The organism is Ruegeria sp. I1 (genome assembly GCF_056532675.1).
Genome location: NZ_JBQFNM010000004.1, coordinates 38,322 through 50,912, shown reverse-complemented (window position 1 = coordinate 50,912; position 12,591 = coordinate 38,322). Strand labels below are relative to the sequence as shown.

The following is a 12,591-nucleotide window of genomic DNA, read 5'->3' as shown; positions in this document are numbered from 1 at the left end:
ACACTTTGGGTCTGTGTCTGAAACTAGTCACCGACAGCCTCGCGCCAGTGTTTGCGGCAAAGTGAGACATAGGTCTCATTCCCGCCGATCTGCACCTGCGCGCCTTCGGTGATTGCGTTGCCGTTCGCGTCCTGACGAATCACCATAGTGGCTTTGCGCCCGCATTTGCAGATGGTGCGAACCTCGCGCATTTCATCGGCCAGGGCCAATAGAGCGGCAGAGCCGGGAAACAACTTACCCTGAAAGTCGACGCGCAACCCGTAGGCCAGAACCGGGACATTCAGGTCATCGACGGCGCGGGCCAGTTGCCAGACTTGATCCTCAGACAAAAACTGAGCCTCATCAATAAACACACAGGCGACGGCGCCGCGTTTTAGGCGGGCATCAATCATCACAAACACATCATCATCGGGTCGAAAGGTGTCTGCCTGTTCCGAAATCCCGATACGCGATGCGATACGTCCCTGGCCGTCGCGCCCGTCAACGGCTGCCGTCATCAGATAAGTTTCCATGCCGCGCTCACGATAGTTGTGCGAGGCCTGCAGCAACACGGTCGATTTGCCCGCGTTCATGGTTGAATAGTTAAAATACAGCTTTGCCATGAGCCGGGTCTAAATCGCATCGGCGGACGGAACAAGGCTTCAAAAAACACCTGAAAAAATAGACGCCGCCATTGCAGTTGCAAAGGTCGAGCACAGGCTCTTTGGGGATGGAACCCCTGCGCCTACAACAGCGACGCTATCGGCCTTCATTAGGCCTGAACAGCGTGAGACCCAATAATCTTGCCTCACGTTCACTCGTTACCGGCAGGAACTGCCGCCACTCACTCACAAAATCCCCCGCATATCTGAGGGATAGCCAATGTATGACATTTCAATTATGACTCTGTTATGGGAAATTTCCCGGCGCTTTCCCCCAATACTGGCGGTGGAACAGCGGATGCAGGTAACAAAGGTAAAACAATGGCAGATATCGGGGCTTATCTGAAGAAACACACCGAGGCGCTGGTCAAAGACGTGGGAATCGAAGCGGCCTGTGAGATTACCGGAAAATCCAAGGCGACACTTGGCCGGTATTATTCCGACAACGCGGAACATGCCGACCGGTTCATGCCCGTGGATGCGGTCGCCCGACTTGAAAACGCCGCATCCTATCCACATGTCACATCGGCGTTGGCTGATCTCAAAAACATCACGCTGTCCTATGATGGGCGGAACACTGATGCCCCTCGTACTGGCGGCGTAAACTCGGATGTCATAGCCCTGAGCCAGCGTTTTGCGATGCTGATGACAGAATACCAGGCCGCCATCGAAGACGGTATCATCACCGTGAACGAAGCCAAGCGTTTGCTGAAAGAAACCAGCCTTCTACAACAGGTTCTGATCGAGATGAAGTTGCATCTGGAAGAAGAAAGCGTCAGCTGAGCAAGGGCCCAAGCCCTGTGATGCGTCAAGGCTCTGGTGCGGATGCCTGGTGCCTCAATTCCGTCATTTCTGGTCGATATGAAAGCGTCCAAGACAGGTCGGTCAAAGGCAATCCAAAATGAACACACGGCATAAGGCGTATAGCATCCTGTCCGACAGGTTGGTTTTCCGCCTGTACTGGTTTGCTTTGGTGATCCTTGTCGCCTTGATGACTTTGGCGGGCCCGATTGAAGGGCCGGATGACTTCATGCGCTGGGTCTCGGTTCAGGATTTGCGGAACGGGCAGGGGTGGTTCGACCCCTATCAGCATCGTTTGGGTCCAGGCGAGGGGACGCTGATGCATTGGTCCCGGTTCGTGGATGCACCGATTCTGGCACTATATGAACTCAGTGCTGTGTTCTTGCCGTCTGAAGCCGCCTTTGCGGTTACCGGCTTTGTCTGGCCTACCTTGCTGGCGGGTCTCACCCTTTGGGCTTTTGCAGCAACAGGCGGCGCGTTGGGCGGGCGTGAAGGGGCGGTTGCAGCGCTGCTTTTTGGCGTTTTGGCCCTGCTGAACTCAGGCAAGTTCGATCAGTATTCCTTTGATCACCACGGTTTGCAGATTCTGCTGTTTGCCGCGGCGTTAATGTTCTTTGCGCAACGGCAAGACAGGCGGTACGCCGGGTTGTGGTTGGGCACGTGTCTGGCACTGTCTCTGTCGATCGGCACTGAGTCGCTGGCACAGATCGCCTTGATCACAGTTTTTGCAGCGCTCGACTGGGCCCTGACGGGGTCCGAGGCCCGGCGCAGAACCATCGCGATGTGCCTTGGGATTTTGGCGACTTTGCTCGTGGCAATCCTTGCGACGGCCAGCCGCACCAGTTTCTTCTATCCAGGCTGCGATGCTCTGACGCTCAGCGTCGCATTACCACTTAGCCTGGCTGCGCTGGGATTGCTTGTTGCGGCTGCCTTAACCTCACAAAGCGCTGTCTGGGGGCGTTTCACAAGCCTTGTGTTGGTTGCAGCCGTCGCGGTGTTTGCGGCGTATGTTTATGCACCCTATTGTCTTGGAAACCCAATTGATCAAATGCCGCTGGCCATCAGGCAATTCTGGCTTAGCCAGATCACCGAGTCACAGAACGTTCTGGTGGTTCTGCAAAGACATGCAGGTGAGACGATCGCCCTGATCCTGATATCGATTTTCCTGATCCTTGCATCTGTGATGTTCATCCGAAGGAGCGATGCGAAAATCGAATACACTCTGTTTCTGTGCCTGATTGCTGCAGGGCTTGTTCTGTTCTTGTATCAGTCCCGACTGATGACGTTCCTGACCATGTCATTGGTTGCCGTGCAGGCGCAGGTCTTAGCCGTGCTGTATCGCAGATATAGGGCCGAGGGCCGTTCGGCCCTTGGGATTCTGATGATTCTGTTTGTCGTCTTCATGTCGCCGAAAACGGGTTCCGCGATTGAGGATCGTATAGCGCCTCAAGTGACCTCGAACGTAGCGGGGGCTGAGCAAACAGCGGCACCGGCTTTTGAATGTAACACCCAGCAGGCCATTCGTCCGCTGCAGGAGCTTGAGCCGGGCTTCATCATCGCTGATTTCGACTATGCCGCTCAGATCCTGCGGCATACGGATCATTCGGTTTTGGCGGGGAATTACCATCGGAACAAGGCCGGTATGCTGGCGCAGATTGACTTGTTCCGGTCCGAATCGGTCGATGCGGGCCCGCGTCTTAACGAACTGGGTGTGGACTACATATTGATCTGCAAATCGCACCCACGTGCCACCTATTGGTCCAGTGTCTCGGACGGCGATGGGTTCCCGGCAGGTATGATCCAGGGCAAGCTGCCAGAAAACGTGGTGGAGATACCCACCAGCGCCGACGCGGTGTTCCAGATTTTCCGCGTGCAGGATGCGACGGGGTCTTAGGTCAGGTGTGCCGTTTTACGATCACCGATCCGACCGAATAGCCAGCGCCAAACGAACAGATCAGCCCGACATCTCCGTCTTCCAAGTCGTCCGAATGTTTGGAAAACGCGATGATCGAACCGGCAGATGAGGTGTTGGCATAATCCTGAAGGATATTGGGCTGCTCATCCGCTTCGGGCTCGCGCCCCAGCACCTTTTTGCCAATAAAGTCGTTCATGGTCTTGTTGGCCTGATGCAGCCAGAGACGTCTGAGGTCTTCGCTGCCCACGCCCTCGGCGCTCATGTGATCGCTGATATGTTTGCTGACCATGGGCAGCACTTCCTTAAAGACCTTGCGACCGTTCTGCATGAACTGCATGTCGCGTCGATCATCCATCCCGTCGGGGCGCGAACGGCGCAGAAAGCCGTTGTTGTTGCGAATGTTGTTGGAAAATGTTGTGGCGCAGCGGGTCGAGAGAATCTCAAAATGTGGCCCTTGTGCGTCCTCGATCCGTTCGATCAGGGTTGCCGTTGCCACGTCGCCGAAGATGAAGTGGCAATCCCGATCTCGCCATTCCAGATGACCCGAACATATCTCGGGATTCACAACTAGCGCAGCCCGAATTGAACCAGACCGAACCATGTCAGCTGCGGCCTGAATACCGAATGTGGCCGATGAGCAGGCGACATTCATGTCGAACCCGAACCCGTCAATCCCCAGGGCTTGTTGGATTTCAATCGCAACCGCGGGATAGGCCCGTTCGTGGTTCGAAGCAGCGCAAATGACCAGATCGACATCCGCGGCCGTGCGCCCGGCCTGCGCCAGTGCTTTGTTGCAAGCGTCGATGGCCATTTCCGTCATGATACCCGGTTCATCGTCGCTGCGCTGACGCAGTGCGGGGTACATCTTGTCCGGATCAAGTACGCCAGTTTTGTCCATGACATAGCGGTTTTCGATGCCGGAGGCTTTTACGATGAACTCTTCCGATGAATGCTGCATCGGCTCCATCTCACCATTGGCAATGGCTTCGGCGTTTTCGGCGTTCTGCTTATCAGCATAGGCGTTGAACGCTTGGACAAGCTCAGCGTTGGTGATGACGTTTTCTGGCGTGAAAACACCAGTACCGGTGATGGCGGGCGTATGCATGACGTGTCCTGAAAGTTTCGAATCCGCCTAAAATGCAGTCACCGGGGGTTTTGATCAAGGGGAGTTGACCCAAGGGAATGAGCGCAAGCTTGTCTTAATGCAGCTTCATAACTTGAATAGTTCAGATAATGAAGTATATGGCGACCACCTAAGTGGAGAAATCCTTTGTCAGAAGATGTCAGCGAAAGGCTTTGCCGCCTGAGTCCTGAAATTCAGTCGATAATGGGAGTCTATGCCCTGTACTGGAAACTGGAAGAGGCGTTTGAGAGCATCGAAACAGAGCTGAGCCATCCCGAATGCCACATGTTGATCAAGCTGGATCAACCCAAGCGTATGGGCGTTCTGGCGGCTGATATGCTGACCGTTCCGTCCACGATCACTGCGACGGCAGATGCGTTGGAGAAGTCGGGGTACCTCAAGCGGGAGCGTGACCCAATGGACCGGCGTGCCTGGTTGTTAGTTTTGACCCCGAAAGGCGAAGATGCCCGAAACATGCTGGTCGCAGAAGCCGGGGCACTGTTCCACCGCGCCTCGGGTCTGAATGCGGACGAGACCGCTCAATTCGCGCAACTGGCGCATAAAATCCGTGATACCATTCTGAAAACGGGAATACCCGAGGGGCTGAAGAAATGAAATTGCTGACTTTTCTGGGCCTTGCCCTGACTGTTCTTTCGTCACCGCTGGCTGCACAGGATGTCGCCAAGCCAGTTAAGTTGATGCTGGTGCAGGAGACGATGCCGGGGTTTTCGCGCCAGTTCTTCGGGCGTGTCGCTGCGCGGCAGACCGTCGATCTGGCCTTTCAGGTGTCAGGTCAAATTGTCGAAATGCCGGTCACCGAAGGGTTTGTCATCCCCAAGGGCCAGCTGATTGCCCGCCTTGATCAGGAACCCTTTCAGCTGCGTTTGGATCGGGCAAAGCTGCAAAAGGAACAGGCAGACCGGACCGAAGCCCGTTTGTCACGCCTGCGCGGAACAACTGCCAGCCAGGTTGCCGTCGATGACGCCGTGACTGAAGCACAGTTAGCGGCTATCGCCCTGCGCGATGCGGAATACGAGCTAGAACATGCAACTCTGACCGCTCCCTTCGATGCGCTGGTGTCCAGCCGCGCGGTCGAAGCCTTTACAACTGTCTCTTCGGGAACGCCTATTGTGCGGATCCACGATATGTCCGAGCTGCGGATCGAAGTAGACGTGCCAGAGATATTATTCCAGCGTACTGGGCAGCAGGATGACATTGTCCTGACCGCGAAGTTCCCGGTCAGCGATGAAGTGTTCCCGCTGGAGATCCGAGAATTTGATGCCGAGTCCTCCAGCGTCGGGCAGACCTTCCGTATTCAGTTCGGCCTGACCCCGCCCGAGGGCCTGCAGATTCTGCCTGGGTCTTCTGTGACCGTGACTGCGCAGGTGCAGGATCACAATCGGGGCATTACAATTCCCGCAACCGCTATTGTCTCTGACGCCAGCGGCGCGCTCTCAGTGATGGTGTTTTCGCCTGCTGGCGCCGATGAGGGCACAGTGCGCCGTGTGCCCGTCACAATCGAGCCAACCCAGTCAGGCGATGTTCGGGTGCTGACTGGCTTGTCCAGCGGCGACGAGATTGTCGTCGCCGGAGGGGCCGTGCTGACAGATGGTCAGACGGTGCGCCGCTTTTCCGGCTTCGCCAACTGAGGGGCTGAGATATGAACATCGCGCGCGCCTCGATTGATCGGCCCATCTATACGTGGCTGATCATCCTCATTGCCTTGTTCGGCGGTATCTGGGGGTTTCTGTCTCTGGGTCGCTTGGAAGATCCGGCCTTTACCATCAAAAACGCCGTCATTGTCACGCAATATCCCGGTGCGACGGCCGAACAGGTGGCGCTGGAAGTGTCCGAGCCCCTTGAATCGGCCATTCAGCAGATGGGTGAGGTGGACACGATCACGTCAGTCAATCAGCCCGGGCGATCCCTGATCGAGGTTGAGATCAAATCCACCTATGATGGCAGCGAATTGCCTGCCGTTTGGACCCGATTACGCGCCAAAATACGCGATGCGGCGCGTGGGCTGCCCTCGGGGGTTGACCAGCCCTTCGTCAACGATGGCTTTGGGGATGTGTTCGGTCTGTTCTATGCGGTCACAGCCGAGGGGTTTTCGGACGCAGAAAAGCATGAACTGGCGACCTTTCTGAGGCGCGAATTGCTGACCGTCTCTGGCGTTGCGGATGTCGAGGTTCAGGGCCTGCCGCAAGAGGCAATCTTTATCGAGCCCGACCTCGCAATTTCGGTCAATCAAAACGTCCCGATTCAGGCGATTAACGAGGCGATTTCGAACGCTGATTCCGTCAATGCTTCGGGCTCGGTGCGGTCGGCCGATGACCGTACCACGATTCTAACGGCTGAAGGGTCTGACAGCGTTTCCGCTATCGCCGGGCTATCGGTTGGCTCTCAGGGGCAGGTGATCAACCTGTTTGATATGTCCAACGTTTACCGCGCGCGGCAGACCGACCCGGACGTAATCATCCGGTTCGACGGGGTCGAAGCCTTCACGCTCGGCGTTGCGGGTCTGTCGACCGAAAACATCGTCGAAGTCGGCAAACGCGTAGACGCAAAATTTGCTGAACTTGATATCGCAATCCCCTATGGCGTCGACATCCTGCCGATCTATCAGCAGCATGTTGTGGTTGAGCAGGCGTCGAATGACTTTCTGGTGAATCTGGCGATGTCTGTGGCCATCGTGGTGGCAGTGCTGGGCCTGTTCATGGGCTGGCGCGCCGCCATTGTAGTTGGATCAACCCTGTTGCTGACTGTGGTCGGCACGCTGCTTTTCATGTCCATGTTCTCGATTGAGATGGAGCGGATTTCGCTTGGCGCATTGATCATTGCGATGGGAATGCTTGTCGATAACGCCATTGTTGTTGCTGAGGGGATGCAGATTGCCATGCTGCGTGGCAAATCCTCTCGCGATGCGGCGGAAGAGGTCGCTTCAAAAACGCAAATTCCGCTGCTGGGTGCGACGGTAATCGGGATCATGGCCTTTGCGGGTATCGGCCTGAGTTCAGACGCAACCGGAGAGTTCCTTTTCTCGCTATTCGCGGTGATTGGGATCTCGCTTCTGCTCAGCTGGGTGTTGGCGATCACCGTGACACCGATGCTGGGGCACTATTTCTTCAAACAGGGCGTAGAGGGGGACGTAGATGCTTATGGCGGGATTTTGTTCCGTATCTACGGATCGATCCTGCGCGGCGCATTGCGGTTGAGGTGGCTGGTTGTTGTCGGGTTGGTTGCAGTCACTGTCGCATGCTACGCCGGTTTCGGGCTTGTAAAGCAACAGTTTTTCCCGGATTCGAATACACCGCTGTTCTTCGTGCACTACAAACTGCCGCAAGGGACAACCGTCGCCCGTACCGCCGAAGACATGGCCGTGTTCGAAGAGTGGCTGAATCAACGGGAAGATGTCGTCTCGGTCACAACCTTTGTCGGGCAGGGGGCAACGCGGTTTATGCTGACCTATTCGGCTGAGGACCCGAACCCAAGCTATGGTCATATGATCATCCGTACCGAAACGCTGGAGGACATCCCGCTGTTGCAGGCTGATCTGGAAGAGTTCGGCTCTGTCCAGTTCCCCGAAGGTGAGTTCCGGACCAAGCGGCTGGTTTTTGGACCTGGCGGCGGCGACCCGATCCAGGCACGTTTTTCGGGCAGCGACCCGGTGATCCTACGGCAACTGGCAGACGAAGCGGTGCAGCGCATGGCGGCCGCATCGCCGAACGCGTTAAACATCTCTCATGACTGGCGTGAGCAAGAGCTTGCGGTACAACCGATCTATGCGACCGAACGGGCGCAGACGGCTGGGGTGACGCGTGAAGACATCGCGGCGACATTGCAGTTTTCCACTGATGGGATCACCGGAGGCGTGCTACGTGAGCGGGATCGTCTGATCCCGATTATCCTGCGTCGCCCGGCCGATGGCGAATATTCTATCGTCGATCAGGTGGTCTATTCCGATCAATCGCAGCGTTTTGTTCCGATCGAACAGATGGTCGACGGGTTTGAATACCGATCCCTGAACACGCTGGTGCACCGGCGCGATCGTGTTCTGACCATCACGGTTGGTGCCGATATCCCGCCCGGCTTTACGGCTGCTCAGGTGCATTCTGAGGTGCGGGATGCAATCGAGGCAATCGATCTGCCACCCGGATATAAAATGGAATGGGGCGGCGAGTTTGAGAACTCTCGTGATGCGCAAGAAAGCCTTGGGCGGCAACTGCCGCTCAGCTTGTTAATCATGGTGCTGATCTCGGTTCTGTTGTTTAACGCGATCCGTCAACCGATCATAATCTGGCTGTTGGTACCGATGTCCGTGAACGGAGTGGTGATTGGCCTATTGGGCACCGGGTTGCCCTTCACCTTTACCGCGCTTTTGGGTCTGCTGAGCCTGTCGGGGATGCTGATCAAGAATGGCATTGTACTGGTTGAGGAAATCGATCTGGTCCGCGCGACCGGCAAACCGTTGCAGGACTCGATTATCGAAGCCTCAATCTCGCGTCTGCGCCCGGTCATGCTGGCCGCGATCACCACGATCCTGGGCATGGCCCCGCTGCTGACGGATGCGTTCTTTGTATCGATGGCGGTGACGATTATGGGTGGGCTGGCCTTTGCCACCATCTTGACGATGGTCGCCGCACCCGTGTTCTACATGCTGTTTTTCAAACGGGATGAGCGGCTTAAGGCGGCCGAGCAATCCGCTGCTTAAATGAAAAACCCCCGGTCCACGACCGGGGGTTTTGCTCCACTCTTTAGGGAAGTTACCCCTGCAGTGACTGTACCTCGACATCACCTTCGGCCTGCGCCTTGATGGCCAGTGCGGCGGCGTGGCTGGCAGCGGCTGTGGTGAAATAAGGGATCTTGTCGTAAAGAGCGACGGAACGGATGACCTTGCTGTCTTCAACCGCCTGGGCGCCTTCGGTTGTGTTCATCACCAGCTGCACCTGACCGTCTTTCAGCATGTCCGCCACATCCGGGCGGCCCTCATAGACTTTGTTGACCAGATCGCAGGCAACGCCTTGTTCCGCCAGCCAGCTTTGCGTGCCGCGGGTGGCGACAAGGGCAAAGCCCTGTGCGGACAAAACCTGCGCGGCTTCGAGCATCGCGGGGGTTTTGTCGGCATCCTTGATCGAAATGAACGCGCGGCCCGATGCCGGCAGAACCATGCCAGCGCCCATCTGAGCCTTGAGGAATGCGCGTGGGAAGTCACGATCCCAACCCATGACCTCACCGGTCGAGCGCATTTCGGGGCCCAGAATGGTGTCGACACCGGGGAACCGGGCGAAGGGCAGAACGGCCTCTTTCACCGAGAACCACGGCATGTCCGGGTCGGCCAGTGTCATCTGATCAGCGATCTTGGTGTCCTGACCTTCCTGATACGGCGGGCGTTGCGGGAAGTTCGAAAGCTTCTCTCCCGCCATCAACCGCGCGGCGATGGATGCGATGGCACTGTCTGTCGCCTTGGCAACGAAAGGCACGGTCCGCGAGGCGCGTGGGTTTACTTCGATCAGGTAGATCTCATCATCTTTGATCGCGAACTGAACGTTCATCAGGCCCACGACGTTCAGCGCCTTGGCCAGTTTGAACGTCTGATCCTTGATCTGCGCGATGATCTCTTTCGATAGCGAATAGGGCGGCAGAGAGCAGGCCGAGTCGCCGGAATGCACACCTGCCTCTTCGATATGCTGCATGATGCCCGCGACGTGAACGTCGGTACCGTCACACAAGGCATCCACATCCAGCTCAACCGCACCTGCCAGGTAACTGTCCAGCAGAACGGGGCTGTCACCCGAAACTACCACGGCCTCGTTGATATAGCGTTTCAGCTGGTCCATATCACGCACGATTTCCATCGCGCGGCCACCCAGAACGTAAGAGGGGCGGATCACCAGTGGGAAGCCAATTTCATCCGCAATGGTCAATGCTTCGGCATCGGTCGAAGCAATGCCGTTCTTCGGCTGTTTCAGACCCAGATCGTTCACCAGAGCCTGGAACCGCTCGCGGTCTTCGGCCAGGTCAATCGCGTCCGGTGTGGTGCCGAGGATCGGAATGCCTTCGGCCTCTAGCGCGTTGGCCAGTTTCAGCGGCGTTTGCCCGCCGAATTGAACGATGACGCCATGCAATGTGCCGTTTTCCTGTTCCTTCATCAGAATTTCCATGACGTGCTCGAACGTCAGTGGCTCGAAATACAGGCGGTCTGAAGTGTCATAGTCGGTCGAGACCGTCTCGGGGTTGCAGTTGACCATGATGGTTTCATACCCCGCGTCGGTCAGCGCGAAACAGGCGTGGCAGCAGCAATAGTCGAACTCGATCCCCTGACCGATCCGGTTTGGGCCACCGCCAAGGATAACGACCTTCTTGCGGTCGCTGGGGCGTGCTTCGCACTCAACCTCGCCCATCATTGGGGCCTCATAAGTCGAATACATATAGGGTGTCTGCGCTTCGAATTCGGCGGCGCAGGTGTCGATGCGTTTGAAGACAGCGGTTACGCCCAGATTGCGACGGGCACGGCGGACGTTGTCCTCGTCCCGGCCGCTCAGATTGCCCAGACGCGCATCGGTGAAGCCCAGCATCTTCAGCCTGCGAATGCCTTCCTCGGTTATTGGCAAACCGTTTTTGCGGACCTCTTGCTCGGCCTCGACGATCTCGCGGATACGGGACAGGAACCAGGGGTCAAACTTTGTAACGCCGAAAATCTCGTCGTCGCTCAGGCCATGGCGCATCGCTTGTGCGATGGTACGCAGACGATCCGGCGTTTGCTGGCTGATCGCCTTGATCACGGCAGCCTTGTCGTCAGCTGCGTCCCAGACACCCACATTCAAACCGGGGATTTCGATCTCATCAAAGCCGGTCAGGCCCGATTCCATTGAAGCCAGTGCTTTTTGCATTGATTCGTGGATTGTGCGGCCAATGGACATAGCCTCACCCACCGATTTCATCGCGGTGGTTAGGTGAGGTTCAGAGCCGGGGAACTTTTCGAAGGCGAATTTCGGGATCTTGGTGACGACATAGTCGATGGTCGGCTCGAATGAGGCGGGCGTGACCTTGGTGATGTCATTGTCCAATTCATCTAGCGTGTAGCCTACGGCCAACTTTGCGGCGATCTTGGCAATCGGGAACCCGGTCGCTTTGGACGCCAGCGCCGAGGACCGTGACACGCGCGGATTCATCTCGATCACGACCATGCGGCCATCAACCGGGTTGATCGCCCATTGCACGTTCGACCCACCGGTTTCGACGCCGATCTCGCGCAGCACGGCAATCGAGTGATTGCGCATGATCTGGTATTCTTTGTCGGTCAACGTGAGCGCCGGGGCCACGGTGATCGAGTCTCCCGTATGCACCCCCATCGGATCGACGTTTTCAATGGAACACACGATGATGGCGTTGTCGGCGGTGTCGCGCACCACCTCCATCTCATACTCTTTCCAGCCCAGCAGGCTTTCGTCGATCAGAATCTGACCCACGGGCGAGGCATCCATCCCCGAGCGGCAAATGTGGATATAATCCTCACGGTTATAGGCCACGCCACCGCCGGTGCCGCCCAGGGTAAAGGCGGGGCGGATGATGGCGGGTAGGCCAACCGTTTCCAAAGTGTCCAGAGCCAGCGCCACACCGGCCTCCAGATCTTTCTTGCCCTCTGCGTTCTTGGGGGCGGTCACGATCTCAGCCTTGGGATTCTCGATTCCCAGCCTGTCCATCGCCTCGCGGAACAGCTTGCGGTCTTCGGCCATCTCGATCGCGTCTCGTTTCGCGCCGATCATCTCGACACCGAATTCTTCAAGCACGCCCATCTCTTCCAATGCGAGCGAGGTGTTCAGGCCGGTTTGTCCGCCCATCGTGGGCAGCAAGGCGTCGGGGCGTTCTTTTTCGATAATCTTGGCGACAACTTCGGGTGTGATCGGTTCGATATAGGTGGCATCGGCTAGACCAGGATCGGTCATGATCGTGGCGGGGTTCGAGTTGACCAGAATGACCCGATAACCTTCCTCGCGCAGCGCCTTACAGGCCTGAGCGCCGGAATAGTCGAACTCGCACGCCTGCCCGATGACAATGGGGCCCGCCCCGATGATCATAATCGACTGGATGTCGGTTCTTCTCGGCATGGC

The 12,591-nt window shown here is 57.0% G+C and carries 8 protein-coding genes; 5 read left to right on the top strand and 3 right to left on the bottom strand.

Going from position 1 to position 12,591, the window contains the following annotated elements:
- Nucleotides 1-23: 23 nt before the first annotated feature.
- A complete protein-coding gene (locus ACR0DH_RS08805) occupies nucleotides 24-602 on the bottom strand; it encodes a thymidine kinase (protein WP_480544189.1) in 579 nt (192 codons plus the stop codon).
- A 360-nt stretch (nucleotides 603-962) separates the two neighbouring features.
- Between ACR0DH_RS08805 and ACR0DH_RS08800 the strand changes: the two genes are divergently transcribed.
- Nucleotides 963-1,424, top strand: a complete 462-nt coding sequence (locus ACR0DH_RS08800; RefSeq protein WP_170536584.1) for a hypothetical protein — start codon at nucleotides 963-965, stop codon at nucleotides 1,422-1,424.
- A gap of 118 nt (nucleotides 1,425-1,542) precedes the next feature.
- A complete protein-coding gene (locus ACR0DH_RS08795) occupies nucleotides 1,543-3,336 on the top strand; it encodes a hypothetical protein (protein WP_480548855.1) in 1,794 nt (597 codons plus the stop codon).
- Nucleotide 3,337: 1 nt separating this feature from the next.
- On the opposite strand, the gene ACR0DH_RS08790 is transcribed toward ACR0DH_RS08795, so the two are convergent.
- Entirely contained in the window at nucleotides 3,338-4,462 is a 1,125-nt protein-coding gene (locus ACR0DH_RS08790) for a beta-ketoacyl-ACP synthase III (RefSeq protein WP_480548857.1), read from the bottom strand.
- A gap of 222 nt (nucleotides 4,463-4,684) precedes the next feature.
- Between ACR0DH_RS08790 and ACR0DH_RS08785 the strand changes: the two genes are divergently transcribed.
- The 3 genes from ACR0DH_RS08785 to ACR0DH_RS08775 are packed head-to-tail and all read left to right on the top strand — an operon-like array spanning nucleotide 4,685 to nucleotide 9,191.
- Nucleotides 4,685-5,095, top strand: a complete 411-nt coding sequence (locus ACR0DH_RS08785) for a MarR family winged helix-turn-helix transcriptional regulator (protein ID WP_480499634.1) — start codon at nucleotides 4,685-4,687, stop codon at nucleotides 5,093-5,095.
- Nucleotides 5,092-6,129, top strand: coding sequence for an efflux RND transporter periplasmic adaptor subunit (locus ACR0DH_RS08780; RefSeq protein WP_480548859.1), 1,038 nt, complete (start codon nucleotides 5,092-5,094; stop codon nucleotides 6,127-6,129). The genes ACR0DH_RS08785 and ACR0DH_RS08780 overlap by 4 nt, the downstream gene beginning before the upstream one ends.
- 11 nt (nucleotides 6,130-6,140) lie before the next feature.
- Complete coding sequence (locus ACR0DH_RS08775; protein WP_480548861.1) at nucleotides 6,141-9,191, top strand: efflux RND transporter permease subunit; 3,051 nt, start codon at nucleotides 6,141-6,143, stop codon at nucleotides 9,189-9,191.
- A gap of 52 nt (nucleotides 9,192-9,243) precedes the next feature.
- Here the strand turns inward: ACR0DH_RS08775 and carB are convergent, their stop codons facing one another.
- On the bottom strand, nucleotides 9,244-12,588 hold the full coding sequence (carB, locus tag ACR0DH_RS08770; RefSeq protein ID WP_480548863.1) for a carbamoyl-phosphate synthase large subunit: 3,345 nt from the start codon (nucleotides 12,586-12,588) through the stop codon (nucleotides 9,244-9,246).
- Between the last annotated feature and the right edge of the window lie 3 nt (nucleotides 12,589-12,591).